23 protein-coding genes are annotated in these 25,911 nt (G+C 68.3%); 4 read left to right on the forward strand and 19 right to left on the reverse strand.

The genetic code is table 11. The annotated features are described in order from the left end of the window. The 7 genes from ACZYY4_RS18705 to mutA all read right to left on the reverse strand — a co-directional run. Positions 1 to 1,805, reverse strand: a 1,805-nt coding sequence (locus ACZYY4_RS18705) for a type I polyketide synthase (RefSeq protein ID WP_463811629.1), incomplete at its 3' end; no start/stop codon positions are given. Positions 1,806 to 1,854: 49 nt separating this feature from the next. Then, positions 1,855 to 3,612, reverse strand: coding sequence for an AMP-binding protein (locus ACZYY4_RS18710; protein WP_463811501.1), 1,758 nt, complete (start codon positions 3,610 to 3,612; stop codon positions 1,855 to 1,857). A gap of 555 nt (positions 3,613 to 4,167) precedes the next feature. Next, a complete protein-coding gene (locus ACZYY4_RS18715; RefSeq protein ID WP_463811502.1) occupies positions 4,168 to 4,878 on the reverse strand; it encodes a thioesterase II family protein in 711 nt (236 codons plus the stop codon). Positions 4,879 to 4,983: 105 nt separating this feature from the next. Further along, positions 4,984 to 6,249: an esterase/beta-lactamase LipL gene (gene lipL, locus ACZYY4_RS18720; protein ID WP_463811503.1), complete on the reverse strand. Its 1,266-nt coding sequence runs from the start codon at positions 6,247 to 6,249 to the stop codon at positions 4,984 to 4,986. A 40-nt stretch (positions 6,250 to 6,289) separates the two neighbouring features. Further along, a complete protein-coding gene (meaB, locus tag ACZYY4_RS18725; protein WP_463811504.1) occupies positions 6,290 to 7,315 on the reverse strand; it encodes a methylmalonyl Co-A mutase-associated GTPase MeaB in 1,026 nt (341 codons plus the stop codon). Next, a complete protein-coding gene (scpA, locus tag ACZYY4_RS18730; RefSeq protein WP_463811505.1) occupies positions 7,316 to 9,631 on the reverse strand; it encodes a methylmalonyl-CoA mutase in 2,316 nt (771 codons plus the stop codon). Between the two features lie 5 nt (positions 9,632 to 9,636). Next, positions 9,637 to 11,553, reverse strand: a complete 1,917-nt coding sequence (gene mutA / locus ACZYY4_RS18735) for a methylmalonyl-CoA mutase small subunit (RefSeq protein ID WP_463811506.1) — start codon at positions 11,551 to 11,553, stop codon at positions 9,637 to 9,639. A 165-nt stretch (positions 11,554 to 11,718) separates the two neighbouring features. On the opposite strand from mutA, the gene ACZYY4_RS18740 reads away from it, so the two are divergent. The 3 genes from ACZYY4_RS18740 (at position 11,719) to ACZYY4_RS18750 (ending at position 13,806) form a co-directional block, all read left to right on the forward strand. Then, complete coding sequence (locus ACZYY4_RS18740) at positions 11,719 to 12,480, forward strand: TVP38/TMEM64 family protein (protein ID WP_463811507.1); 762 nt, start codon at positions 11,719 to 11,721, stop codon at positions 12,478 to 12,480. Positions 12,481 to 12,482: 2 nt separating this feature from the next. Continuing rightward, a complete protein-coding gene (locus ACZYY4_RS18745; RefSeq protein ID WP_463811508.1) occupies positions 12,483 to 12,956 on the forward strand; it encodes a nitroreductase family deazaflavin-dependent oxidoreductase in 474 nt (157 codons plus the stop codon). Between the two features lie 172 nt (positions 12,957 to 13,128). Further along, the gene (locus ACZYY4_RS18750) at positions 13,129 to 13,806 is read left to right on the forward strand and encodes an MIP/aquaporin family protein (RefSeq protein WP_463811509.1); all 678 of its coding nucleotides are present in this window, start codon (positions 13,129 to 13,131) and stop codon (positions 13,804 to 13,806) included. 177 nt (positions 13,807 to 13,983) lie between these two features. On the opposite strand, the gene ACZYY4_RS18755 is transcribed toward ACZYY4_RS18750, so the two are convergent. Genes ACZYY4_RS18755 through ACZYY4_RS18765 form a run of 3 tightly spaced genes read right to left on the reverse strand, consistent with a single transcriptional unit; the run spans position 13,984 to position 15,962 of the window. Next, entirely contained in the window at positions 13,984 to 14,367 is a 384-nt protein-coding gene (locus ACZYY4_RS18755) for a DoxX family protein (RefSeq protein ID WP_463811510.1), read from the reverse strand. Continuing rightward, positions 14,364 to 15,512: an SPFH domain-containing protein gene (locus ACZYY4_RS18760; RefSeq protein ID WP_463811511.1), complete on the reverse strand. Its 1,149-nt coding sequence runs from the start codon at positions 15,510 to 15,512 to the stop codon at positions 14,364 to 14,366. The genes ACZYY4_RS18755 and ACZYY4_RS18760 overlap by 4 nt, the downstream gene beginning before the upstream one ends. A gap of 15 nt (positions 15,513 to 15,527) precedes the next feature. Next, positions 15,528 to 15,962: an NfeD family protein gene (locus ACZYY4_RS18765; protein ID WP_463811512.1), complete on the reverse strand. Its 435-nt coding sequence runs from the start codon at positions 15,960 to 15,962 to the stop codon at positions 15,528 to 15,530. A 79-nt stretch (positions 15,963 to 16,041) separates the two neighbouring features. On the opposite strand from ACZYY4_RS18765, the gene ACZYY4_RS18770 reads away from it, so the two are divergent. Beyond that, positions 16,042 to 16,869: a hypothetical protein gene (locus ACZYY4_RS18770; RefSeq protein WP_463811513.1), complete on the forward strand. Its 828-nt coding sequence runs from the start codon at positions 16,042 to 16,044 to the stop codon at positions 16,867 to 16,869. Between the two features lie 54 nt (positions 16,870 to 16,923). Here ACZYY4_RS18770 and ACZYY4_RS18775 read toward each other — a convergent pair whose 3' ends face one another. The 9 genes from ACZYY4_RS18775 to ACZYY4_RS18815 all read right to left on the reverse strand — a co-directional run bounded on the left by ACZYY4_RS18775 (position 16,924) and on the right by ACZYY4_RS18815 (position 25,819). Next, positions 16,924 to 17,952, reverse strand: coding sequence for a ferrochelatase (locus ACZYY4_RS18775; RefSeq protein WP_463811514.1), 1,029 nt, complete (start codon positions 17,950 to 17,952; stop codon positions 16,924 to 16,926). 11 nt (positions 17,953 to 17,963) lie between these two features. Further along, positions 17,964 to 18,773 carry an NADH-dependent enoyl-ACP reductase InhA gene (gene inhA, locus ACZYY4_RS18780; RefSeq protein ID WP_463811515.1) on the reverse strand — a complete coding sequence of 270 codons (810 nt, stop codon included), beginning with the start codon at positions 18,771 to 18,773 and terminating at the stop codon, positions 17,964 to 17,966. A 25-nt stretch (positions 18,774 to 18,798) separates the two neighbouring features. Further along, complete coding sequence (gene fabG1 / locus ACZYY4_RS18785; protein WP_463811516.1) at positions 18,799 to 19,542, reverse strand: 3-oxoacyl-ACP reductase FabG1; 744 nt, start codon at positions 19,540 to 19,542, stop codon at positions 18,799 to 18,801. A gap of 96 nt (positions 19,543 to 19,638) precedes the next feature. Next, on the reverse strand, positions 19,639 to 20,646 hold the full coding sequence (locus ACZYY4_RS18790) for a VWA domain-containing protein (RefSeq protein WP_463811517.1): 1,008 nt from the start codon (positions 20,644 to 20,646) through the stop codon (positions 19,639 to 19,641). Between the two features lie 31 nt (positions 20,647 to 20,677). Further along, a complete protein-coding gene (locus ACZYY4_RS18795) occupies positions 20,678 to 21,589 on the reverse strand; it encodes a DUF58 domain-containing protein (RefSeq protein WP_463811631.1) in 912 nt (303 codons plus the stop codon). A 59-nt stretch (positions 21,590 to 21,648) separates the two neighbouring features. Beyond that, on the reverse strand, positions 21,649 to 22,767 hold the full coding sequence (moxR1, locus tag ACZYY4_RS18800; protein WP_463811518.1) for a chaperone MoxR1: 1,119 nt from the start codon (positions 22,765 to 22,767) through the stop codon (positions 21,649 to 21,651). Between the two features lie 132 nt (positions 22,768 to 22,899). Beyond that, entirely contained in the window at positions 22,900 to 23,601 is a 702-nt protein-coding gene (ripB, locus tag ACZYY4_RS18805; RefSeq protein ID WP_463811520.1) for an NlpC/P60 family peptidoglycan endopeptidase RipB, read from the reverse strand. A gap of 10 nt (positions 23,602 to 23,611) precedes the next feature. Then, on the reverse strand, positions 23,612 to 25,069 hold the full coding sequence (gene ripA, locus ACZYY4_RS18810; protein ID WP_463811521.1) for an NlpC/P60 family peptidoglycan endopeptidase RipA: 1,458 nt from the start codon (positions 25,067 to 25,069) through the stop codon (positions 23,612 to 23,614). 243 nt (positions 25,070 to 25,312) lie between these two features. Then, positions 25,313 to 25,819 (reverse strand): Rv1476 family membrane protein, encoded by a 507-nt coding sequence (locus ACZYY4_RS18815; RefSeq protein ID WP_463811632.1) that lies wholly within the window; start codon positions 25,817 to 25,819, stop codon positions 25,313 to 25,315. Positions 25,820 to 25,911 lie beyond the last annotated feature (92 nt).

Consider the following 25,911-nt stretch of genomic DNA (forward strand, 5'->3'; position numbering starts at 1 on the left):
TCAACCGCCGCAGCGAACGCCGGCTCATCAGCCAGCAACCGACGACCCATCCCCACCCAATGCGAACCCTGACCCGAGAATACGAACACCGTGCCGGGTCCGGGCGGCGCCGCGACGGGCGCGACCACTCCGGGTGCGGATTCGCCGGCGGCCAAGGCGGCCAATCCGGCGATGGCCTGTTCCCGATCCCGGGCAACCACGGTGGCGAACTTCTGGTGGCGGGTGCGGTGATGGTTGAGCGTGTGTGCGACGTCTGCCAGTGGCACGTCGTCGCCGTCGCCGGTCAGCCATGCCACGAGCACACCGGCTGTGGCCGCGATCCGCGCCGGCGACCTACCCGACACGACCAACGTCGTGACCACCGGCTCGACCACGGGCACAGCCGACTCAACCGGTTCGACAACAGGAGCCTGTTCGATCACCACATGCGCATTCGTGCCCGACACCCCGAACGACGACACCCCGGCCCGACGCGGACGCGACACCGCCGGCCAATCCATCGCCTTGGCCGCAATCGTGAACTTCGACGCCCCCACACCCGCATTCGGCGTCAACTCCGCAAAATTCAAATGCCGCGGAATGAACCCGTGCTGCACCGACAGCACCGTCTTGATGAAACCCGCTACGCCAGAGGCGGATTCCAGATGCCCCAGGTTGGTCTTGACCGAACCCAACACCAACGGCGCCGAGGAACCCCGCTCACCGAACACCGCCGAGAGCGCATCCAACTCGATCGGATCACCCAGCGCCGTACCGGTCCCGTGCGCCTCGACATAATCGATATCGCCCGGCGTCAACCGCGACGACGCCAACGCCGCCCGCACCACCTTCTGCTGCGCCGGACCCGACGGCACCGTCTGACCACTCGACGGCCCATCCTGATTCACCGCCGAACCCCGCACCACCGCCAAGACCCGGTCACCGTCACGCTGAGCATCCGAGAGCCGCTTGAGCACCACCACACCGGCGCCCTCAGACCGCACATACCCATCAGCAGCCGAATCGAACGTCTTGCACTGCCCATCGGGGGCCAACATCCCCCACCGCGACGTCGCAATACTGTTCTGCGGGGTCAGCATCAGGTTCACCCCGGCGGCCAACGCCGCATCGGACTCCCGGCGCCGCAGACTCGCACACGCCAGATGAATCGTCACCAACGACGACGAACACGCCGTATCCAGCATCACCGCCGGGCCGTGCACGCCGAGGAAATACGACAACCGGCCGGCCGCGAAATTGGCGGCATTGCCGAAGGGAACGTAGGGATCGATTTCCGCGGGCTGGATTTTGCCGACGATATCGAGGGCATAGTCGTTGGTGGTCATGCCGACGAAAACACCGGTCTGGGTACCGCGGATCGCCTCTTTGGTGATCCCGGCGTGCTCCAACGCCTCCCAGGCCACCTCCATCAACAACCGCTGCTGAGGATCCATCGCATCGGCCTCACGCGGCGAAATACCAAAAAACTCCGCATCGAACTCCGCAGGCTGCCACGACGACAAGAAACCACCATCGCGAGAACAAATCGTCCCGGGCACCGAATGGTCCGCCGAGAAGAACACATCCGCGTCCCAGCGATCCGCCGGAACCCGCACAATCCCCGAGCCCTCATCGCACAACAGCTGCCAAAAACCGGCCGGATCATCCACCCCACCGGGCAGCCGACAACCCAGACCCACCACGGCGATCGGCTCGGTGTCACCCGCCTCGGCCACCGCCAACCGCGCCGTCAGATCATCGATCTTGCGCAACGCCTCAGCAACGATCGCCCGGCGGTCCGGCCCCCCGGCCGGTGCACCATTCATCTCGCTCAACTCAACCTCCCCGAAAGCCGCGCGAGCAGCTAGTCATCGCTCACACAGACCGAGCGGAAGTATCCAGTCGGTCGAATCCATCCCGCTGGTAGATCTCCACGCAGCTGGAGCGGCGGATCTTGCCGCTGGTCGTGATCGGGATGGCACCCTGCGGCACCAGAACCAGATCACCGATCGCCAGGCCGTGCGCCTTGGACAACGCGGCCGTGACCTTCCGCCGCACCTCGTTCAGCCTGTCGGCGATCTCCTCGTCCGAACCCCCCTTGTTTTTGAACTCGGCGATCGTAACAAGCTGCTCCGACCGGCTGTTCGGGATGGACACCGCTGCCACACGGCCGCCGGTGATCTCCTGGATAGTGGCCTCGATGTCGTCCGGGTAGTGGTTGCGTCCGTCGACGATCAGCAGGTCCTTGATCCGGCCGACGATGTAGAGCTCGCCGGCCGAGATCACCCCGAGGTCACCGGTCTTGAGCCAGGGGCCCTGCGGGGTGCCCGCCGATGGGTCGACCAGCTTGCCACCGAAGGTGGCCTCAGTCGCTTGCTGGTTGTGCCAGTAGCCCGCAGCGAGGTTGGGGCCGTGGGCCCAGATCTCACCGACCTTGCCGTCGGGGTTCTCGGTCTGGGTGTCCGGGTCCACGACGCGAACCGTGCAGGCCCGCGGAACACCGCAGCTGACCAGCTCCACGCCGCCCTCGGCCCCGCCCGGCTCCGCGGTGCCGTTCGCGAGCTTGGTGTAGTCGAAACGCGCGGTCGGCGGCGGGTTGCCGGGGGTGTTCGAGGTCAGGTAGACGGTCGCCTCGGCCAGGCCGTAACCGGGGCGCAGCGCCGCCGGGTTGAGGTTGAACTTCGCGAACCGGTCGACGAGCCGCCGCAGCGTCGCGGCGTGCACCCGCTCCGCACCGAACGCGAACGTGTGGACACGCCCCAGGTCGAGTCCGGCCATGTCCTCGTCGGAGGTGCGCCGAACGGCCAGCTCGTAGGCGAAGTTCGGCCCACCGGTGTAGGCGTTGGGGTAACTGGCCACCAGCTGCATCCAGCGGGCCGGCTTGGCCAGGAAGGCCATCGGGCTGAAGATCACGCCCTGGTGGCCGCCCACCAGGGGGAAGATGATGCCGCACATCAGGCCCAGGTCGTGGTAGAACGGCAGCCATGCCACCAGCGTGGTGTCGTCCGGCACCGTCTTGCCGACGTTCTCGAAGGTGTCGGCGATCATCTGCCGCATGTTCTCGATCGCGTTGTGGTGCCCGACCATGACGCCGGCCGGGGTCCGGGTCGAGCCGGAGGTGTACTGCAGGAACGCCGTCTTGGTGTGGGCCGTGGCGGTGGGTGTGACCATCGGCTCGGAGTCGAGATCCAGGGCGTCCACCTCGATCACCACCGGCGGTTTGCCGCCGAGGTCACGAATGGAGCTGGCGATGTCGCCGACCGCCGCCGACGTCGTCAGGATCGCCGACGGAGTGCAGTCGCGCAGTGCTGCCGACACCCGCTCGTCGTGCGCCCCGAACATCGGCACCGGCAGCGGGACGGCGATCATCCCCGCCTCCAGCGCACCGTAGAACCCGACGATGTACTCCATGCTCTGCGGGGCCAACAGTGCCACCCGGTCACCCGGGGATGCGCAGGTCGCCAGTTCGGCCGCCACGACCTGCGCCCGATTGCGCAGCTGCGACCAGGTCACCGTCTCGCGGTAGCCGGCCGGGTCGACGTCGAAGTCGATGAAGGTGTACGCAGGCGCGTCCGGCTTTTCCCGGGCCCGGTCCGCCAACACGGTCGGGATGTGCGATTGAGTAACCGGCATAGCGATGATTTCTCCTTGTGCTGTCAGGTCCGTGGACCTCACCTGCTGAGTACTTCGGCCCCGTCGAGAGTCGTTACGCGTGTGGTCCGAACTGACGGTTTCGCTGCGCAATGTCCCTGCACAGCGGAGGTATGCAATTGGATTAGCGACATTTGGGATGCTTCCCGGCGGCTCAGCTGGGCAACACTGCCCGACCTACTTAGCTGAGTACTTCAGCCCAACCCGGGGCCGGTTGCTCGCCATGCCGGTCAAAGACGGGGGCGGGTACATCCAGGCGCCGAGATCGCCCGGCCGACGCGGCCGGTACGGATGATTCGACCATCGACACGGGTACCCCTTCTGGATGTTTGGAACCGACGCAAAACCCCTCGGACCCCGACATCCCAGGCGTTTCCCTCCCGCGGAGGCTACCACGTAGGCGCTGTTGAAAGGGAATTTATGGGTCCCATACAGCGCGAATGCAGCAGACTCGGCATGGTAGCGCAGAAATTGTCCACAGCACCAGTGGTCACACCCGCACCAACAGGTAATTCACAGGGTGATGGCCGCCCGGCGTCATCCTCTGCAGTGGGTCGCGAGCTTCGCCTCGATGTCGCCTACCAGCTCCGGCAAGTGATCGCTGAGGTAGAAGTGATGGCCGGGGTTGGTGAACATCCGAGCGCTGAACTCGCTGGTGGTGCGCTCCGCCCACGGGGCCACTTTGTCGGCGGTAGCGACGTCGTCGTCGTCACCGTGGAACGCGAAAATCGGGCAGGACACCCGGGCATCGGGTGGGCAGTCATAGTTCGCGATGGCTTTAAGCCCCCGCAGCGTCGGGAGGATCTTCGCCGCGAACTCCTCGTTCTCCAGGAACTCCGGATTGACCCCGGTCATCTGGCTGACCGCGTCGAGCAGGCCACGGTCGGAGTCTCCGATGTTGTCGTACCCCGCTCGCCCCGGCGCGCCCGCCGCGGAGACGAACAGCGCCGCGATCGCATTCCCGTCTGCCTCGAACCGGCGGGCCACCTCGAAGGCCAGCAGGGCGCCCATGCTGTGACCGAAGAAGGCGGCAACTCCGTCGGTCGGCGGGGCCAGCTTCTCGCAGACGCGGTCGGCGAGGTCTTCGATGCTCGTGAACGCGCCGAGGTCGTGGTTGCCGCCCTTGCCGGGATACTGCACCCCGATGCGTTTGACGTCGGTGGTGAAGGCTTTGGAGAACGGCAGGTAGAACTGCGGCGATCCGCCGGCGTGCGGGAAGATGTAGAGCTTCGGCGTACGTTCTGTCACTCGGGCAACCCTAGCGGCGATCGCAAACCCGGCGAAGCCGGGTGCAGCGGGTCGCCGCCGTCAGCACCGCGGCGATCGCAAACCCGGCGAAGCCGGGTGCTGGGGCTACCCGGTTGCGGCATCCCACTCGGCGAACGGCGCCCCGAGCAGCGGGACCGGTTCGAACCCGTGCCGACGTCCGCGGGTCACGCCGCGCCGGATCAGTGCGGCCGTCCCGACGAAACCGGCATGGTCCAGCGCCACGAACGGAGTCAACAGCCGGTTGTGCACGAAGCCGAATGCCAGCCCGGACGCCGGGTCGGCCCAGCCCACCGAACCGCCCAATCCGACATGACCGAACCCGGGCAGCACCTGACCGAACGGGACCGCGTGATACCCCAGGTGGAAGGCCAGCGGAACCCCGACGGTCCGGTCCAGTTCGATGGTGCGCCGGCCGGTCAGGCCGGCGACCAGCCGGCGGGACAGGAACTGGGTGCCGTCGATCCGGCCGCCGTTGGCCAGTGCGCCGTAGAGGCGGGCCAGTCCCCGGGCGGTGGCCACGCCGTTGAGGGAGGCCGCCTCGGTGTCCAGGAACGGGATGCCGCCGCGCACGGTGTCCATCACCCCGGGAAAGTAGAAAGCGCCGAGCCCCCCGTACGGCAGCAGCGCGGCAGCCCTGGTCACCAGGAAGTCCACGGCCGGGCGGCGTCGGCCGCGTTGCGGCATGATGATCTCCGCGGGCACGGTCGGCGAGCCAGCGGCTGGACGGCCCAGATGCAGGCCGTCGGTGTCCAGCGGGGCGGCCAACTCGGTGCGGAACAGCTCGCGCATACCGGTGCCGGTGATCGCGCGGGCCAGCCCGGAGACCAGCCAGCCGTAGGTCAACGCGTGATAGGCGGGCTTGCCGTACTCGCGTCCCGGTGCCGCGGCGGCCATCCGCGCTTCCATGGCCTCGTGATCGAGCAGCTCGGCCCTGCTGGCCCCGCGCAGATGGGTCAGCCCGACCCGGTGGTCCAGCAGCTGCCGGACGGTGATGCCGGCCTTGCCGTTGGCGCCGAACTCCGGCCAGTAGTGCGCCACCGGGACCTCATAGTCGATCAGACCCCGATCGACCAGCCGGTGAATGACCGTCGAAGCCGCGCCCTTGGTCGCCGAGAACACCATGGCGCCGGTGTCCGCCGACCACGGCACCCGGCCGGCCCGGTCCGACCATCCCGTCCACACGTCGACAAGGGGCCGGCCGTCCAGGTACACCGCCAGGGCGCCGCCGCCGTAGCGGCGACCGGGGAACATCGCGGCGAAAGCACGCACGGCACAGGCGAAGTTCGGGTCGGCCGAGCCGTGCACGTTCGCCGGAAGCGCCGTCTGGCGAGCGGCGGGATGCTGCGTCATGGCTGAAAATCTACCTCGTGACCGGCGCACATAATCGGTGTTATGGCGCGATTCGGTTCCGATCCGGCTCGTGCCAGATCTCGGTGAGGATTCGCTGGGCGGCCAGTGCGGGGGTCAGGTCGCCGCTGAGTACCTGCTGCTCCACCTCGGCCCGCAAGGCGCGCACCGCCGGATCCGACAGTGCCTGCTCCAGCACCGCGTCGCGCACCAACTGCCGGGTCCAGTCCACTTGCTGCGCGCGCCGGCGGGCCTCGAACTCGCCCGCGTCGATCAGCGTCTGACGGTGCCGCTCGACGGTGTCCCAGAACTCGGTCAACCCAGTGCCCTCGAGCGCACTCATCATCAAAACCGGTGGCCGCCACAGTGTTTCACGAGGATAAATGAGCCGGATCGCGCTCGACAGCTCCCGTGCGGCCATCCGCGCCTCGGCGAGGTGTTTCCCGTCGGCTTTGTTGACCACCACCACGTCGGCCAGCTCCAGCACACCCTTCTTGATGCCCTGCAACTGATCGCCGGTGCGGGCCAGGGTCAAGAAGACGAAGGTGTCGACCATGTTGGCCACCGTCACCTCGGACTGGCCGACGCCGACGGTTTCGATCAGGATCACGTCGAAGCCGGCGGCCTCCAGCAGCACCACGGTCTCCCGGGTGGCCTTGGCGACCCCGCCCAGGGTCCCCGAGGTCGGCGACGGCCGGATATAGGCGTCCGGGTGTGCGGCCAGCCGCTGCATTCGGGTCTTGTCGCCCAGGATGGAACCGCCGGTGCGCGTCGACGAGGGGTCCACTGCCAGCACCGCGACCCGGTGTCCGCATTCGATGAGATGCATCCCGAGCGCCTCGATGGTGGTCGACTTACCCACGCCGGGGACGCCGGTGATGCCAACCCGTCGAGCGCCGCCGGCGGCCGACTGCAGCGCCAACAGCAATTTCTGGGCCTGCTTGCGGTGGTCGGCGCGGGTGGATTCGACCAGCGTGATGGCCTGCGGCAGGACCGAGCGGTCACCGGAGCGCACCGCCGCCGCCAATTGTGCGACGGCGTCGTCAGCGTCGTCGGCGTTGTCGACCATCTATGCCGGATCTGCGGCTGGTCCGCCCGGTTCGCCGAGTTCGTAGCCTCGCCGGGACGCGAGCGTGTACAGCAGGTCCACCGCGGCGTCGGCGATCACCGTGCCGGGCGGGAAGATCGCGGTCGCCCCGGCGGCATGGAGTTCGTCGAAGTCGCCGGGCGGGATCACCCCGCCGACCACGATCATGATGTCGGGGCGGCCCACCTCGGCCAGGGCGTCGCGCAACGCCGGCACCAGCGTCAAATGCCCGGCCGCCAGCGACGACACCCCGACCACGTGCACGTCGTTGTCGGCTGCCTGCCGCGCCACCTCGTCGGGGGTGGAGAACAGCGCGCCGACGTCGACGTCGAACCCGATGTCGGCGAACGCCGTGGCGATCACCTTCTGGCCCCGGTCGTGCCCGTCCTGTCCCATCTTGGCGATCAGGATGCGGGGCCGGCGGCCGTCGGCTTCGGCGAACTTCTCCACCAAGGTGGTCGCGTCAGAAAGCACAGCGATGTTTCCTGCCCCCACTTCGTCACGGTAGACGCCAGAGATGGTACGGATCTCGGCCTGATGGCGCCCGTAGACCTTCTCCAAAGCGTCGGAGATCTCCCCGAGGGTCGCCTTGGCCCTGGCGGCGTTGATGGCCAGCGCCAGCAGGTTGTTGCCCAGGCCGTCTGGGTCTTCAGCCCCGGGCTGTCCCGAAGTGGCCCCGGCCGCCCGGGTCAGCTCGGCCAGCGCGGCCTGGCAGCCCGCCTCGTCCCGCTCGGCCCGCAACTGGTCTAGCTTGGCCAGCTGTTCGGCACGCACCCGACTGTTCTCGACCTTGAGCACCTCGATCTCGGTGTCCTCGGCCACCTGGTACTTGTTGACACCGATCAGCGGCTGACGCCCGGAGTCGATCCGGGCCTGGGTGCGGGCCGCGGCCTCCTCGATACGCAGCTTGGGGATGCCGTCACTGATCGCCTGCGCCATCCCGCCGTGCTCGGCCACTTCTTCGATGTGGGCGCGGGCGCGTTGCGCCAGCTGATGAGTCAGCCACTCCACGTAATAGGAGCCGCCCCACGGGTCGATCGGCCGGGTAGTACCCGATTCCTGCTGCAGCAGCAGCTGGGTGTTGCGGGCGATACGGGCGGAGAAGTCGGTGGGCAGTGCCAGCGCCTCGTCGAGCGCGTTGGTGTGCAGCGACTGGGTGTGACCCTGGGTGGCGGCCATCGCCTCGATGCAGGTGCGGGCCACGTTGTTGTAGACGTCCTGGGCGGTCAGCGACCATCCGGAGGTCTGCGAATGGGTGCGCAATGACAAGGATTTCGAGTTTTTGGGTTCGAATTTCGCGACCAGCTCACTCCACAGCAGCCGGCCCGCGCGCAGCTTGGCGACCTCCATGAAGAAGTTCATTCCGATTCCCCAGAAGAACGAGAGTCGGGGTGCGAACTTGTCGATGTCCAAGCCGGCGTCCAAGCCGGCCTTGATGTAGTCCACCCCGTCGGCCAGGGTGTAGGCCAACTCCAGATCCGCTGTGGCACCGGCCTCTTGGATGTGGTAGCCCGAGATCGAGATCGAGTTGAACTTGGGCATCTTGACGCTGGTGTAGCCGAAGATGTCGGAGATGATCCGCATCGACGGCTTGGGCGGATAGATATAGGTGTTGCGGACCATGAACTCTTTGAGGATGTCGTTCTGGATGGTGCCGGCCAGCTTCTCCGGCGGCACTCCCTGCTCCTCGGCGGCCACCACGTAGAGCGCCAGGATCGGCAGCACCGCACCGTTCATGGTCATCGACACGCTGACCGCACTCAGGTCGATCCCATCGAACAGCTGCCGCATGTCCAGGATGGAATCGATTGCCACCCCGGCCATTCCGACATCGCCCTGCACCCGGGGGTGGTCGGAGTCATAGCCGCGGTGGGTGGCCAGGTCGAACGCGACCGACAGGCCCTTCTGCCCCGCAGCGAGGTTGCGCCGGTAGAACGCGTTGGAGTCCGCGGCGGTGGAGAACCCGGCGTACTGACGGATCGTCCACGGCTGGTTGACATACATCGTCGGGTAGGGCCCGCGCAGATAAGGGGCTTCGCCGGGGAAGCTGTCCAGCGGGTAGCCGTCGGCGACCGCGGCAGCGCGGTCGGTGGCGGTGTACACCGGCTTGACCGCGATGCCTTCCGGGGTCTGCCACTCCAGCTGCTCGGGTGTGTAGCCGTGCGCGGCCGCGGCGGCCGCGACGTGCTCGGCGACGGCACTCGCAGAGGCTTCAGCGACCGGCGCCTTGTCCCGATCTCCGTGCAGCGCGACGTCGGCGAAGCTGGCCAGGGTGCCACGTGAGGTGCTGGTGGTCATGGCTCTCAAGCCCCCAATCGGGTGAGTAGGTCCGACAACACCTGCACCGCATCGATTTTCATGGTCAGGTAGTCGTCGGGCCGAGAATCGGTGTCGGCCGCGTCTTGCGGGCCCGCCAGGGCCTTGGCCGGGCCGGCCAGGTAAACCCTGGTGACCCCGGCCGCACGGGCGGCAGCGATGATCCCGGCGGCCTCGGCTCCGTATCGCGGGTCACTGCCGCACAACACCGCCACGGACGGCGACCCGGCCTGCGAAACGGCCTGAGCCACCCCGTCGGCGTCCACCGGCCCGGGGTTGACCGCCTCGATACCGCCGGAGGCCAGCAGGTTGGCGGCAAACGTGGTCCGGATGTTGTGCTCGGCCACCGTGCCCAACGGCAACAACAGCACCTGCGGCCGAGCGCCGGTACGGGCCAGGTAGGCATCGGAGCGGTCCCGCAGGGCCTCGAACTGCGCCGCATAACGTCGCAATCCCGTCGGGGCCGACTGGCTTTCAGACTCGGAAGACACCGCCAACGGCGGCTCGGCGAGGTTGGGGTACTCGTTGACCCCGGTGATCGCGCTGCGCCGGTGCGCGATGTCGTCGGCCCGGGCGGCGGCGACATCGGCGATCCGCTCGGCGATGTGATCACGGGCGGCTTCGAAGCCTCCCAAAGCCTCGATCTCCTGGAACTGGCGCCACGCCTGCTGCGCCAACTGCTCGGTGAGGTCCTCGACGAACCACGACCCACCGGCCGGGTCGAGCACCCGGCCCAGGTGCGACTCCTCCAGCAGCAGCAGCTGGGTGTTTCGCGCGATGCGCCGGGCGAAGGTGGCCGAGGTGCCCGGCTGGCCGCCCGGAATCGCGGCGTCGAACGGGCGCACCAGCACGGTGTCCGCGCCGCCCACACCGGCTCCGAATGCAGCCAGCGTGGTGCGCAGCATGTTCACCCACGGGTCGCGCTGGGTCATCATCGCCAACGACGTCTCGGCGTGGACGACGGCGGCGCCGGACTCCGGCGCCCCGGCCACCTCTGCCACCCGCGCCCAGAGCTGGCGCGCCGCCCTGATCTTGGCGATCGTCATGAACTGGTCGTCGTCGGCGGCGAGCCGGAAGCTGATCTGGCGGGCGGCGTCGGCGATCGACAGGCCCGCGTCGGTGAGCACCCGTAGATATGCCACCGCGGCGGCCAGTCCACCGGCCAACTCGCCGGCCGCGCCGGCGCCCAGGTTGTGCAACGCCGGGCCGTTGACGGCGATCGCGCGGACACCGGAGTGACCGGCAGCGCGCGACGCCGCCGCGACCACCTCGTCGATCGCCGGGGCCGGCAACTCGCCCAGCGAAGCGGTCAGCGGATCGGCACCCAGATCCACCGACAGGTTGGCACGGTTGTCCGGGTCGAGACCGTCGACCAGCGCCAGCATCGCGTCGGCGGCAGCGGTGTAGTCACCGGCCCCCGCTCCGTCGAGAAGCACCGGGACCAGTTCCAGGTAGACGTCGTCGAAGACCCGACGCAGCTCGCCGGCCGGCACGCCGGCGCCCCCGACCCGCACCGTCAGCGCGCTGACCCCGTCGGTCAGAGCACCCAGGACCGCGCCGTTGGTGTCCGAAGCCGACACCAGACCGTTAGCGGGGAAGACCTCGGCGACCTTCCAGCCGCTGTTGACGTCGCGCAGGGCGTCGGCGCCACGCACGTAGGGCCACCGCCCCGGCAGCGGCGGCTCCGGCAGCGCGTCGAAGGCGGTGTAGAGCGCCCGGATCGCGAAGCCGTCCGGCCCCTGCACGGGGGTGTCCAACAGACGTTCGGGCTCACCGCCGGTCTCGGAGTCGATATCGGCCGGCTCGCGGCGCGCGCTCTTGGCCAGCACCCCGGCCACCGCGGCACGCCAGCGGGCACGGGCCTGTTCCATGCCGGCGGGTTCGGCGGACACGTCGATTGACACCGGCGGCTCCTGTTGTTACTCATGAGTAGCGGATGGATCGCTACCCGACACGTGTTAACCAGGCTAAATGATGGCGGTCAGCGCGTGCGGCCGAGGTGCGCCGAGCGGAGAAACTCCCTGCCGTGTGACGCAGATCGTTAACCATCGGCCCGTACCCTGAGCCCCGTGAAGTCCGCCGCGACCGGAATCCCGCAGGCGCTGCGCAGTGCATGGCCGGCGCTTGTCACCATCGCACGCCAAGTGGCGGTGTGGCGGTTGGCATTGACGACCGGGGTAATCGCAACCCTGGTCGCGGTGGCACTGCTGGTGCCGGTGCCCACCGCCGTGCAGTTGCGGGACTGGGCGCAGACGCTGGGCCCGTGGTTTCCGCTGGCGTTTCTGGCCGCTCACACCGTGGTCACCGTATTCCCGTTTCCCCGTACCGCGTTCACGCTGGCCGCCGGCCTGCTCTTCGGGCCCTGGCTGGGCGTTGTCCTGGCGGTCTCGGCCAGCGCGCTGAGCGCCGTGACCGTGCTGATCCTGATGCGGGTGTTCGGTTGGCAGCTGAGCCGGGTGGTGCGTCATCCGCGGATGCACTCGCTGGACGCCCGGCTGCGTCAGCGCGGGTGGCCGGCGGTGGTGTCCCTGCGGTTGATTCCAGCCATCCCGTTCTCGGTGATCAACTATGCCGCCGGCGCATCGGCGGTGCGGCTGCTGCCTTACACGGTGGCCACCTTGATCGGGCTGCTACCGGGCACCGCCGCGGTGGTGGTGCTGGGCGACGCCCTCACCGGCGAGGTCAGCCCGCTGCTGTTCGCAGTGTCGGCGTGCACCGCCGCGGTCGGAGTGGCGCTGCTGGTCTACGAGGTGCGCACCCATCGCCGGCAACCGAACGCAGCGGGTACCGGGGTAACAGTTGAGCCCGCCGTGCCGGCGGTAACCTGCTGAGCATGTCCGCCCTCGCCGACGCCGCCAGCCGACTGCTGCGGTCGCGGCGGCTGACGCGGGCCCCGATCTGGCTGTATCGGGCACGACTCGGTGGCCTGCTCGGTGGGCGGCTGCTGATGCTCGAACACATCGGGCGCAAGACCGGCGCCCGACGCCAGGTCGTTCTGGAAGTACTGGAAGCCCGAGACCATCCCGACAGCTACATCGTCGCGTCAGGTTTCGGTGACCGGGCGCAATGGTTCCGCAATATCACTGCCAACCCCCGAGTGCGGGTCTACGCCGGCAGCCGGCGCCCCGCACCGGCCACCGCCCGGGTGCTCGACCAACCCGAGGCCGACCGGGTGCTGGGCGACTACATCCGGGCTCACCCCCGCACCTGGGAACAGTTCAGCGCGGTGCTCGAACGGACGCTGGGCCAGCCCGTCACCGCGACCGACACCGCCCTGCCGATGGTCGAGCTGCGCCTGGATCGGTGATTGGCCCGCTGGCAAACGACACGAAGGCCTCCTCAATCCGGCAACAATTCGGTGTAAAACGGTCTGCCCATATCGAGGGAATCACCGATATCCCGTTAAAGTCTTCCTCAGTGCCCTGTGCTGGCACAGCACAAATTCGACTGGTGCTCGACGGATTGAAGGGACCGGATCAATGGCTGATCGCAACGCCGCGGTGCGCAAGTATCTGACCGAAATGATAGGCACGTTTGTTTTCGTGTTCGCGGTGATCGGCATCGTCTTGTCCGGCACCGAATGCGTCGCCGCCACCGCGGTGGGCATCGGCGCTGCGCTGATGGTGATGGTCTACGCCAGTGGGCACATCTCGGGTGGCCACCTGAACCCGGCGGTTTCGATCGCCGCGTATTTGCGGGGCGCTCTGCCGTTGGGCGATCTGGGGCCCTACATCGTCGCCCAGTTGGTCGGTGCGCTCGCTGCATTCGGGGTCGGATTCGGGTTGTGGCACGACAAATATTCCAGCGGAACCCTTGATCTGACCGGGGCGGTTTGGCCGGCATTCCTAGCCGAACTGGTATTCACGTTCGCGCTCTGCTACATCGTGTTGCACACCGCAACGAGCAAAGACAGTGCCGGCAACAGCTTCTACGGACTGGCGATCGGGTTCATCGTCACCGTCGGTGTGGTGGCCGTCGGCGCCATCTCCGGTGCCTCGTTCAACCCGGCCGTCACCTTCGGCCTGATGCTGTCGGGCATCTTCGCCTGGAAGTTCCTCTGGGTCTACCTGGTCGCCCAGGTGCTCGGCGGGGTCGTGGCGGCCTACGCCTACAAGGCGACCACCCTCGACGAGCACACCGCCGCCCGCAAGGGCTAAGGCGATCGCAAGCGCGACGGAGTCGGGCGCTGCGGGTCGCCGCAAGGGCTAAGGCGATCGCAAGCGCGACGGAGTCGGGCGCTGCGGGTCGCCGCAAGGGCTAAGGCGATCGCAAGCGCGACGGAGTCGGGCGCTGCGGGTCGCCGCCGTGGCCTTAGCAACCCCCGTTACGACGCATTACGACTCCAGGGCCCGTACGCCGCTCCGAGCGGTGTCCGGGCCCTGGACCGTCATCACGGCGAACACCGCCAGCAGCAGCACCGCGGGAACAATATTCGCCGGGCGGTTGCGGACCCGCAGGTGAATGCCGAGCGCCCCGGCGAAATACAGCGTCAATACCGCGGTGGTCGCCCGGGCGACACCCGGGAGGCGGAACACCGAGGCCAGACCGAGCGCGGCGGCGGCTTTGGCCACCGGAACCGCCCAGCGGATCTCCGGCGGCACCCGCATGGCATCCATGTTCTTGGCCACGTAGGGCACCGGAATCGCCGACGCCACCGCGTCACCGGCCAGAAACGCGGACAGCGCCGCGTACGTCGGCCGTCCGGTCAGAACACTCACGCCAAGCCGGGATCGAGCTGCGGTGGCAGTATCGCGCCCTCGACCGGCTTGCGCGCCTCGGCCTCAGCTTTGGCGACCGCCTGCGCGATCGCCGGGTCGGTCTTGGTGGTGAACCAGTCGGCGACCTCGTCGCTGTCGTCCTCCGGCCGGTGCGGGTTCTCGTCAACGGGCGAGGGCTGGTAGCGGAAGACGCCGTCCTCGCCGGGGGCTCCGAGCAGCTTGGTGAAGCCCTGCAGGGCGGCGCCGAAATCGCTGGGCACCACCCAGACCTTGTTGGCCTCACCGCGAGCCATCTCCGGCAGCACCTGCAGGTACTGGTAGGCCAGCATCTCCGGGGTGGGCCGGCCGGCCTTGATCGCCGCGAACGTCTTCTCGATCGCCTTGGCCTGCCCCTGGGCCTGCAGGTAGGTGGCGGCCCGCTCACCCTGGGCCCGCAGCATCCGGGACTGCCGCTCGCCTTCGGCGGTCAGGATCGCCGCCTGTTTGGAGCCCTCGGCGGTCAGGATCTCGGCCTGCTTCTCCCCCTCGGCCTGTTTGATCGCGGCCTCACGCATTCCCTCGGCGGTCAGGATCATCGCCCGTTTCTCGCGATCCGCCTTCATCTGCTTCTCCATCGACGCCTGGATCGACGGTGGCGGATCGATACTGCGCAGCTCCACCCGCGCCACCCGCAGTCCCCAACGGCCGGTCGCCTCGTCGAGCACGCCGCGCAGCTGACTGTTGATCACCTCGCGGGAGGTCAGCGTCTGCTCCAGCGTCATGCCGCCGACCACGTTGCGCAGCGTGGTGGTGGTCAGCTGCTCCACTCCGACGATGTAGTTGCTGATCTCATACACCGCGGCCTTGGGGTTGGTGACCTGGAAGTAGACGACGGTGTCGATGTTCAGCGTCAGGTTGTCCTCGGTGATCACCGGCTGCGGCGGGAACGACACCACCCGCTCACGCAGGTCGATGCGGGCCCGCACCCGGTCGACAAACGGCAGCAGCAGAGTCAACTGGCCGCTGACGGTGCGGCTGTAGCGGCCCAACCGTTCGATCACCGCCGCCTCGGCCTGCGGAATCAACGCGACCGACTTGGCCACCACGATCGCCGCGAAAATCACCAGTACGGCCAGTAACACCAGGCCCGTCGTAGCGCCTTCCATGAGCACTTCCCTTCTTTACAGGACCTTGCCGACCACCGCGGTGGCCCCGTCGATATGCATCACCGTGACGTGCTCACCCGGCTCGAAGACGTCGTCGTCGGCGAGCGGGCGCGCCGTCCACACCTCACCGTCCAGCTTCACCTGGCCGCCATGCTGCTCGACGCGGTCAAGCACCAGCGCGGTCTTGCCCTGCAGGGCCAGCACCCCGGTCTCGCTGCCCAGCCCCGACCACAACCGCCGCCGCAGGGCCGGACGCACCAGAACCAGCAGCAGAATCGACACCACCAAAAACACCGCGCCGTCGGACCAGAGCGGCCAATCTGTCAGCCAGCTGGCGGCGGCCGCCGACAGCGCGCCGCCGGAGAGCATCAGCAGGAACATGTCGCCGGTGAGCGCTTCGGCACCGGCAAGCCCGAGTGCGAAGACCAACCAGATCAGGGCAGACGACATGCGGTCAGGATAGCCCGAGAATGCCGCGGACCTCTGCGGTCCGGGACCACCGACACCGGCAACTACACTGCCTTGCATCATGTGGTGCCCGAGTGTCTCCCTGTCGGTGTGGGCCAACGCCTGGCTCGCCGGCCAGGCCGCGCCCGACGACCTGTTGGACGCACTATCGGCTTGGGCGCCAGTGCAATCGGTGGCCGCCTATGACGCGATCAGCATCGGCGAGGCCGGCTGGGCGTGGCCCGGCGGGCACGACGGGGGTGCGGCATCGCTGCTGCAGGTGGTGCGCGGCGCGGCCGCTCCGGCTGCCGGGTCGGGCCTCTACCCGGTGTTTCCGGTTCCGGGCGACGTGCGGGGGCTGCCGGCCGGGACCGCATTCGCCCGCGAGGCGATCCTCGCCGGCGAGGCAGTGCTCATCGGTTCGCCGGGTTCGGCCTCACCGATCGGCCTGGTTCCGGCTTACCTGGAAGACACCGACTCCCCCGGCGCACTGTGTTGGACGGCCTTCCAGCTGACCAGCATGCCTGTCACCGATCAGCACGATCTGGGTGACTCCGAATACGCATTGCGCTCGGCGGTGCGAACAGCCGCCGAGGCATTGGGGTCCACCGCTTCACGCTGGGCGGACTACGGCGTCGAGGATCCGCGGCTGCGGGTCGAACAGATGATGGAAGCCGCTGCGCTGCACCGCATTCCCGACCATGCTCCGTCCCGTGCGGTACGTGTGCTGCAAAGCGCCGCCCATGTCGAGGCGATCATCACGGTCAGCGCCGAGCTGCTGACCGCCGGCGCGCAGTCGTCGGCCGCGGTGCAACGCGCCGTGGACGCGGTGCAGCCGCTGTCGATGGTGGTGCGCTCGGCGCGCAGCGCCGCGGTGAACGCGATCCTGCACTCAGCCTGGCGGACCTAACAACCCCTCGACGGCGACCCGCTTCGCCCGGCTCCGCCGCGCTTGCGATCACCGCTAGCCCCTCGGCGTGACGGCCACAGCACAGTGCGACGATCCGCACGGCGCTCCATTGACACCGAATCCGCAGCCCAGCCCAGCCCGGCCGGCGACGCGCCCGGGTACACCGCCGTCGCACAGCTCATCGATGAGCCCGTGCGCCAGTCGGGCCAACCGCCGGTCGGCGTTCGGGGTGGCCGCGCGGGCGTAGGCGATACCGGCCGCCTGCGCCTGCGACCGCACTTCGTTGTCGAGATCCCAGAGCACCTCGATGTTGTCGCTGAGGAATCCGATCGGGCACACGATCACCGCGCGGACCCCCGAGTCGGCCAGCACACCGAGATGTTCTTCGACGTCGGGCTCCAGCCACCGCACCTGCGGCGGCCCCGAGCGCGACTGCCAGACCTGGTCATAGTCGGCGTATCCGGCCGCGGCCGCCACCAGACCGGTCGCATAGCCGACCTGGCGGCTGTAGAGCCGCGGTCCGTAGCGTTCATCGGCGGCCACCGGTATCGAATGCGCGGTGAAGACCAGCCGGGCGGTGTCGCGCACGCCGACCGGCAGGGTGTCGGCAGCCGCGGCGATCGCCTCGGCGAACATCGCCACAAACATCGGATGGTCGAAATACTGGCGCAGTTTGACCAGTTCCGGGGCGTTCTCACCGACCGACGCCCGGGCCCGGGCGATGTCCTCGGCGTACTGCTCGCAGCCGGAATACCCACCCCAGGCCGAGGTCGGGAACACCGCGGCGCGGCGAATCCCGTCGGCGGCCATCTGCGCGACGACGTCCTCGATGTAGGGCTGCCAGTTACGGTTGCCGAAATACACCGGCAGGCCGGGCAATTCGGCACGCAATGCTTCGGCGAGCGCACGGTTGATCGCATTGATCGGCGACACCCCACCGAAATGCCGGTAGTGCTCGGCGACGGCCTCGAGCCGCGCCGGTGGCACGCCGCGTCCCCGGGTGACGTTCTCCAGGAACGGCCGGACCTGCTCGGGCCCTTCGGGACCGCCGAACGACAAGAGTAAGACGGCGTCTACGTCCACTCGGGATCCAGTTAGAGCAGCTGGGTGTGGGCGCCGCCGTCGGCGTAGACGACGGTGCCGGTGGTGGCCGGCAGCCAGTCCGACAACAGCGCGCAGACCGTCTTGGCCACCGGTGCGGCGTCCTTCATGTCCCAGCCGATCGGGGCGCGCTGGTCCCAGCCCTCTTCGAGCAGCCGGATCTGCTCGCCGGCTCCCTCACCGAGGGCACCACCGACGATCGCACTCATCGCCAGCGTCCGGATCGGTCCGGCCGCAACGAGATTCGACCGCACACCTTGCGCGCCGGCCTCGCGAGCCACGAACCGGTTCACCGATTCCAGGGCACTCTTGGCCACCGTCATCCAGTTGTAAGCCGGCATCGCCCGGGTCGGGTCGAAGTCCATGCCGACGATCGATCCGCCGGAGTTCATGATCGGCAGCACCGCCTTGGCCAGCGAGGCATACGAGTACGCGGAGATGTGGATGCCCTTGGACACGTCCTCGTAGGGGGCGTCGAAGAACGGGTTGATCCCCATGCCGGTCTGCGGCATGAAGCCGATCGAGTGCACCACACCGTCGAGCTTGTTGCCCTCCCCGATCACCTCGGTGATCCGCTCGGCCAGGGTGCCCAGATGCTCGTCGTTCTGCACGTCGAGTTCGATCAGCGGCGCCGGCTCCGGGAGTCGGTCGGCGATGCGCTGGATCAGTCGCATCCGGTCGAAGCCGGTGAGCACCAGTTGCGCGCCGGCCTCCTGCGCCTGTCTGGCGATGTGGAACGCGATCGAGGAGTCGGTGATGATCCCGGTGACCAGGATCCGCTTACCTTCGAGAATGCCTGCCATGTCAGTCCTTTTCCAATCGGGGGCGTCAGTGGCCCATGCCCATGCCGCCGTCGACGGGGATCACCGCGCCGGCGATGTAGCCGGCATCCTCGGACGCCAGAAAGCTGACCGCCCCGGCGACATCATCGGCGGTGCCGACTCGCTTGGCAGGGATGAACTCCAGTGCGCCTGCCTGGATTCGCTCGTCGAGGGCGCGGGTCATCTCGGTGTCGATGTAGCCGGGAGCGACGACGTTCGCGGTGACGCCCGCCTTGGACAGTTCCCGAGAGATCGAGCGGGCCATCCCGATCAGGCCTGCCTTGGCCGCAGCGTAGTTGGCCTGGTTGCCGATGCCCCACATACCCGAGACCGAGCCGATGAAGATGATTCGGCCGAACCTCTTGCGCTGCATGCTGCGCGATGCGCGCTGCGTCACGCGGAAGGCCCCGGTCAGGTTGGCGTTGATGACCTCTTCGAAACGCTCCTCGGTCATCCGCATCAGGAAGGCATCCTTGGAGATACCGGCGTTGGACACCAGCACCTCCACGGGCCCCTGGTGTTCCTCGACCTCCGTGAACGCCCGGTCGACGGCCTCGTTGTCGGTGACATCGCACTCCACCCCGAACAGGCCCTCCGGCGCCCCGGAACCGCGGTGGGTCACCGCCACCTTGTGGCCGTCGGCGGCCAGCCGCTGCGCGATTGCCAGACCAATGCCCCGGTTTCCGCCGGTGACGAGGACGGAACGGGATACAAACGGAGGTTTGCCTGCCGGCGTTTCGCTGTCAGTCACCGGCATAACTTATCGGACTGACGTGCTGACTCCGCGCTGAGGGCGCGCTCTACTCGCACTTTCGCACCCTGAGCGCAGTGTCGACGTCGGAACGAATCAGGCGGGCAGTCGCCGGTTCAGCAGCAGCGCCGCCAGCCCGGCCAGCGCCAGGATGAACGCGCCCAGCCGCAGCCAGCCGGTGCTGGCGTCACCGCGGATGGTCTCGTAGCCGATCTGGTCCTGCAGGGTGGCGTAAACCTCTTTGAGCTGGGCCAAGCTGGAGGCGGTGTAGGCGCTGCCGCCGGACAGGTCGGCGATCTTCTTCAGCGAGTCGTCGTCGACCGGCACCGGCTGGCGCTGATCGTTGATCTCCACGTAGCCATACGCCGTACCGAAGGAGATCGTCGAGACCGGCACCCCCTGGTCCTTGGCGGTGCGCGCCGCGGTGAATCCACCCTTGGGGTTGTCCGGGTTGGACGGCACCGTCTCCTTGCCGTCGGACAGCAGCACGATGCGGGCCGGCGGTGGGGTGTCGCCGCCGCCGATGACCGCACCCACGGTGGCGATCGCCTGCAGCGCGGTGAAGATGCCCTCCCCGGTGGCGGTCCGGTCCGCCAGTTGCAGCTTGTCGATCGCCGCCTTGGTGGCCTCCCGGTTGGTGGTCGGTGAGGTCAGCACGGTCGCGGTGCCGGCGTAGGCGATCAGCCCGAGGTTGATGCCCGCGGTCAGCTCATCGGCGAACTGCTTGCCGGCCTCCTGCGCGGCGACCAGCCGGCTGGGTTCGACGTCGGTGGCCCGCATCGACTGCGACACGTCGATCACCAGCATCACCACCGCACGGTTGCGCGGGATCCGCACGTCGTGGGTCGGGCCGGCCATCGCGACGGTGAACAGCAGCAGCGACCCGATCAACAGGATCGCCGACAGGTGCCGCCAGCGGGTGGGCGACTTGGGCGCCACGCTCTCCAGCAACTCCATGTTGGCGAACCGCAGGATCCGCCGCTGCCGCGCCACCTGCATCAGGATGTAGAGCGCGACCAGGCCGCCGATGACGAACAGGAACAGGAAGAACCACGGATGAGCGAAGCCGGACAGCGTCATCGGCCCGAGTAGCGGCAATGTCATAACAGACCTGTCTTTTGCATGCGGGTCGAAATCACGGCATCCCCGCCAGCGCGCCGCGCCGGCGTGACTCGACGAATCGGACGATGTCGGCGATCCAATCCCGGTCGGTACGCAATGACAGCAACGGCGCACCACAGCTGCGCAGCGCGTGCGCGACGTCGGCGCGGTGGGCGGTTGCGGCCCGCGCGAAGTCGTCACGCAGCTTGGCGTCGATGGTGAACTCGCGGGTGACGCCGGATTCGGTGTCCTGCAGCACCACGTCGCCGACGTCGGGCAATTCGACGTCACGCGGGTCGAGCACCTCGATGCCCAGCACCTCGTGGCGGGCTGCGATCGCGCGCAACGGACGCATCCAGTTGATCGGACCGAGGTAGTCGCTGATCACGACCGCCATGCCGCGCCGGCGTTCCGGACGGCGCAGCGCGTCGATGGCCGCCGCCAGATCGCCGCGCACCCCGAGGGGGGCCCGCGGAACGGTGGCGATGGTGCGAAGCAGCGTCTGCTCGTGGTTTCGCCCGGAGCGCGCCGGCACCCGCACGACCCGCTCGCCGTTGGCCACCAATGCGCCCAGCCGGTTACCGCCGCCGCTGTTGAGGTAGATGATGGCCGCGGCCGCGGCCACCGCCAGATCACGCTTCTCGCAGGTCGAGGTGCCAAAATCCATGCTGGCCGACATGTCGATCACCAGCCAGGTCTCCAGCTCCCGGTCGGCGATCATCTGGCGCACGTGCGGATGGGTGGTGCGCGCCGTGACCGACCAGTCCATCCGGCGCACGTCGTCACCCGGCTGGTAGAGCCGCGACTCGCCGGGCTCGGAGCCCGGGCCGGGGATCAATCCGAGGTGATCGCCGTGCAGTACCCCGTCGAGCTTGCGTTTGACGGTCAGCTCGAGGGTTCGCAGCGCCGCCGCCAACTTGGGGTCACGGATTCCACCGCGCAGCATCGACGGAGGCGCGGTGCTGGTTCCCGGGTCTGGTGCTGCCTGCCCGGTGTCCGGGCCGCTCACCGACCGCTGGCCACTGCCGCCGCGGTCGGGGCGCCCGGCGACGCTGAGTGCGGCTGCTGCGGAACGGCGTTCACCTGCGGCAGCGGCACCGTCTGCAACACCCGGTTGATGACGATCTCCGAGGTGATCTCGTCGGCGAGGGCGTCGTAGGACAGCACCAGCCGGTGCCGCAGCACGTCGGGGATGACCTCGATGACGTCCTGCGGGATCACGTAGTCGCGTCCACGCACCAGGGCCAGCGCCCGGGATGCGGCGATGATGCCCAGCGAGGCACGCGGCGAGGCGCCGAAGGACAGCCAGTTCTTCACGTCCGGCATGCCGAACTGCTCGGGCACCCGGGTCGCGGTGATCACCCGCACCACGTAGTCGACCAGTGCGTGGTGCACGAAGTTGTTGGCCGCCAGCCCCTGCAACCGCAGCAGGTCGCCGGGGTTGAGGATCTGCTTGGGCTCCGGCGGGGTGACACCCATCCGGTAGATGATCTCGCGTTCCTCTTCCGGCGACGGGTAGCCGACGTTGATCTTGAACAGGAAACGGTCCCGCTGCGCCTCCGGCAGCGGGTAGACGCCCTCGTGCTCGATCGGGTTCTGGGTGGCCATCACCAGGAACGGGGTGGGCAGCGGGAACCTCTTGCCGCCGATGGACACCTGGCGTTCCTGCATGACCTCCAGCAGCGCCGACTGCACCTTGGCCGGTGCCCGGTTGATCTCGTCGGCCAGCAGGAAGTTGACCATCACCGGTCCGAGCTCGGTGTCGAACTCCTCCCGGCCCTGCCGGTAGATCCGGGTACCGACGATGTCGGTCGGGACCAGGTCCGGGGTGAACTGGATCCGCGCGAACGAGCCGCCGACCACCCGGGCGAACGTCTCGACGGCCAGCGTCTTGGCGACGCCGGGAACGCCCTCGAGCAGCACGTGGCCCTTGGCCAGCAGTCCGACCAGGATCCGCTCGACGAGCTGGTCCTGCCCGACGATGACGCGCTTGACCTCGAAGATGGCCCGCTCCAGCGCGTGTACATCGGCGCCGAGTCCGCTACCGCCGACTGCGCCTCCCTCGGCACCAGCCGAACTCGGGAAACCGCTGGCGCCCGCGGGCGTCCCATCCGATGACGTCATCGAGAAATCCTCCACAAAGGTCGGTCAGACACAACTGCTTGCACGGCCCGGGAGCCGAGGGGCAGCGTCGTGCCCGCGTTTCACTATTCCAGGGATCGCAGCATCCGTCGACGTACGGCCCCGCTCGGTACGTCAGTACTCGATGATCCGGGTCAGATACGGCGTCATCCCGGAGGTCCGCACCGGGCTGACGACGACCTTGCCTGCGCTGCCCGAAGCCTCCAGCATCTTCCCGCCACCGAGGTACATCGTGACGTGCTGTCCGCCGCCGGGACCGTAAAGGATCAGGTCACCGCGGCGGGCCTGGTTGCGCGGAATGTGCCGACCGGCGTTGTACTGGTCACCGGAGAAGCGTGGGATCAACACGCCGACGCCGGCGAACGCGTAACGCATCAGACCCGAGCAGTCGAAACCGACCGTTCCGGCCCCGGAGTCGATCCCCTTGCTCGGACCGGTCAGCGAGCCACCGCCCCATGAGTAGGGCACTCCCATCTGCGAGCCGCCGCGGCGGATGACGTACTCGATGGCCTGCTTACCGTGCACCCGTTGGCCGGGTGACACATTGGCGGCGGCTTCGTCGCCGACGTTGAATCCCAGGCCGGACAGGAACTTGCGGCCCAGGTCCATGGTGGTCTGGGTGGCATTCGCGGTCGCCTGCAACGACGCGTTGGCGACCGCCAGCGGATCACCGGGCGCCCCCGCGCTGATCGTCGCCGGCAGGGTGGGGTCCCAGGGCCCCTCGGCCGCGGCCGGTCCGGCCAGGCCGAGCGTCAATGGGATCACCGCCAGCAGTGACCCGAGGACCTGGTAAAAACGCAAAAGACTCTGTCGCATCGCTCCGCCGTCAGTATTCGATGTATCGGACTACAAAGGGCGTCATGCCGCTTTTCCGTACCGGCGACACCTTCACGGGCTGGCCCACGTCGGGCGCCTCCAGCATCAGACCGTTCCCGAGGTAGAGCGTCACGTGCTGGCTGCCGCCCGGGCCGTAGAAGATGACGTCGCCGCGGCGCGCCATCGCCGTCGGGATCTGGCGGCCCATCTTGTACTGCGCCCCCGAGTAGTGCGGCAGCTTGATCCCCACCCCGGCGAACGCGTACAGGATCAGCCCGGAGCAGTCGAATCCGACGGTGCCGGAACCGGATCCGATGCCGCGGCCGGGGCCCGCGGCGGTCCCGCCGCCCCAGGAGTAGGGCACGCCGCGCTGCGAGAGCCCGCGACGGATCACGTACTCCGAGGCCTGCCTGCCGTACACCCGCGGGATCTGGCCGTTGTTGATCCCGGAGGATTCGGGACTGGCCAGGCCGATCGACTGCAGGAATTGGCGGCCCAGGTTCGAGGTCACCTGCGCCGAGGTCTGGGAGATCCCGAGCACCTGGTTGATGACGGCGATCGGGTCGCCGGGAATGTTGGCGCTGGGCACCATCGGCAGGGTCGGGTCCCATGCGCCGTCCCACTGGTCGGTGCGCTTGGCGGCCGGCACCGCCGCAGGGCCGGCGCCGGGGTCCACCGGGTTGCCCCACCGGTCACCCGACGGCCCGCCGGCCGGTGCGGGCTGCTCTGCGGGCTGCTGCTGGCGGCGGGCGGCGGCGAGCTTGGCCTGTGCCGCGTTGCGCTGCGCGGCCAACCGGTCGATCTCGCCCTGTTGCTCGCCGAATTTGCGCTGGGTGTCGGTGAGCGCGGCCACCGCGGCGTCCTGGCTCGACTGCGCATCGCCGACCGCCTGGTCGGCCTTCTGCTTGGCCAGCCGGGCGGCCGACTCCTTGTTCAACTGCTCGGTGCGGGCCCGCTTCAGGTTGTCCAGCGCCTGCTGGGAGCTGAGCGCAAGGGTCCGTCCCGCGGCGGCGGTGGCGATCATCTCCGACGGGTCGGTCGCAGTCAGGTAGCTGTCCGACGGCCCGTTGACGTAGGTCGACGCGGCGAAGGTGTTGAACCGCCGCTGGGCGGCGACGATCGCGGCGTCGGCATCGGTGATCGCCTGCCGGCCGGCCTCCACCTCCTGTTGTGCGGCGGTGGCGTCATCGCGCGCGGTCTGCAGCTCCACCAGGGCCTTGTTGACGCTTTCCTTCTCTCCGGCGATCTGGGCACCCAGGTTCTGCAGCTGCTGGTTGGCCTCGGCGACGTCGGCGATCAGCGCGGCGATACCGTCGGGGCTCGCCGGCGGTTCGGCTGCCGCCAGCCCGGGGGTGCCCAACAACAGCGCGGTGCTCAGCATCGACACTGCGGCGGGTTGGGTGAGCCTGGCGGCCCGGCGGAAGACAGAGCCGGCAGAGTCGGCAGCGCCACAGCGGATGCGTCTCATTCGGCTTGGATCTCCTCGGACTCGGGCAGGCGGCGCCGCGCTTCGGCCGGTGGCAAAGCACAGATACAACAGCTGCGCCTTTTGAACCATACGTCACATCAGTCACTGCAGAAACGTTCGTAACAAACTACGTCATTGTAATTAAGCCGGTTGTGACCGACTGGTGACCTAATTCTTTGCCATAGCCCAAATGAGAACGATCATTGATCACCCGTGAAAACGTATTCCAGCAGGTGTAAGCCGCTATTCGGCGGCGTCGACGCGCTCGGATGCGCGTTTGCTGCGCCGCTGCAGAAAACGGGTGCCGACGGCCGCCGCCAGCACCCCGATCAGCAGCGCCACCGTCAGCCCCGTCCACGACAGATCGGGGCTGGTCAATTCATTGAGGAAATTCTGCGCGGACACCACCGGATCGCCTGTTTTGGCGTGATCTTCGGCGGCCTCCAATTTGGCTCGGTGAAACTGGCCGCTGTAACTGCCGACGTAAGTAGTACTGAGCACCAGCACGGTGGAATCCGGATAGTCATAGCCCACCACCGTGGCGACGTCGCGAAGCGCGGTGTCCATCCCGGGGTTGCGGGCGACCTCGATGATCTTGAGGTCGATGCCGTCGCGGGCCGCGTCGGCGACCACGTCTCGCAGCGCCGGCACGTCGGCGGCCGGAGCGCTCACCCCGTCGGCTGCCACGGCGACCTTCACCAGCGCCATGCAGTCATCGGGCGGGGTGGCCGGGTCGAGGCCGACGGTGATGCAGAGCTCGCCGGGGATGTAGGCCGGCGGGTGCTGGATCGTCACGGTTCACGACGGTATCAACCCCGCTCAGGTGAGGTGAACCTTACTTC

Source organism: Mycobacterium sp. IDUB_21 (genome assembly GCF_055419425.1).

Coding starts and splice junctions, on each gene's coding strand:
- ACZYY4_RS18760 (WP_463811511.1), bottom strand. CDS start 15,512: ATGGAAGGCGCTACGACGGGCCTGGTGTTACTGGCCGTACTGGTGATT.
- ACZYY4_RS18765 (WP_463811512.1), bottom strand. CDS start 15,962: ATGTCGTCTGCCCTGATCTGGTTGGTCTTCGCACTCGGGCTTGCCGGT.
- ripA (WP_463811521.1), bottom strand. CDS start 25,069: ATGAGACGCATCCGCTGTGGCGCTGCCGACTCTGCCGGCTCTGTCTTC.
- scpA (WP_463811505.1), bottom strand. CDS start 9,631: ATGACCACCAGCACCTCACGTGGCACCCTGGCCAGCTTCGCCGACGTC.
- ACZYY4_RS18750 (WP_463811509.1), top strand. CDS start 13,129: ATGGCTGATCGCAACGCCGCGGTGCGCAAGTATCTGACCGAAATGATA.
- moxR1 (WP_463811518.1), bottom strand. CDS start 22,767: ATGACGTCATCGGATGGGACGCCCGCGGGCGCCAGCGGTTTCCCGAGT.
- meaB (WP_463811504.1), bottom strand. CDS start 7,315: ATGGTCGACAACGCCGACGACGCTGACGACGCCGTCGCACAATTGGCG.
- ACZYY4_RS18795 (WP_463811631.1), bottom strand. CDS start 21,589: ATGCTGCGCGGTGGAATCCGTGACCCCAAGTTGGCGGCGGCGCTGCGA.
- ripB (WP_463811520.1), bottom strand. CDS start 23,601: ATGCGACAGAGTCTTTTGCGTTTTTACCAGGTCCTCGGGTCACTGCTG.
- ACZYY4_RS18745 (WP_463811508.1), top strand. CDS start 12,483: ATGTCCGCCCTCGCCGACGCCGCCAGCCGACTGCTGCGGTCGCGGCGG.
- inhA (WP_463811515.1), bottom strand. CDS start 18,773: ATGGCAGGCATTCTCGAAGGTAAGCGGATCCTGGTCACCGGGATCATC.
- ACZYY4_RS18710 (WP_463811501.1), bottom strand. CDS start 3,612: ATGCCGGTTACTCAATCGCACATCCCGACCGTGTTGGCGGACCGGGCC.
- ACZYY4_RS18770 (WP_463811513.1), top strand. CDS start 16,042: ATGTGGTGCCCGAGTGTCTCCCTGTCGGTGTGGGCCAACGCCTGGCTC.
- lipL (WP_463811503.1), bottom strand. CDS start 6,249: ATGACGCAGCATCCCGCCGCTCGCCAGACGGCGCTTCCGGCGAACGTG.
- ACZYY4_RS18790 (WP_463811517.1), bottom strand. CDS start 20,646: ATGACATTGCCGCTACTCGGGCCGATGACGCTGTCCGGCTTCGCTCAT.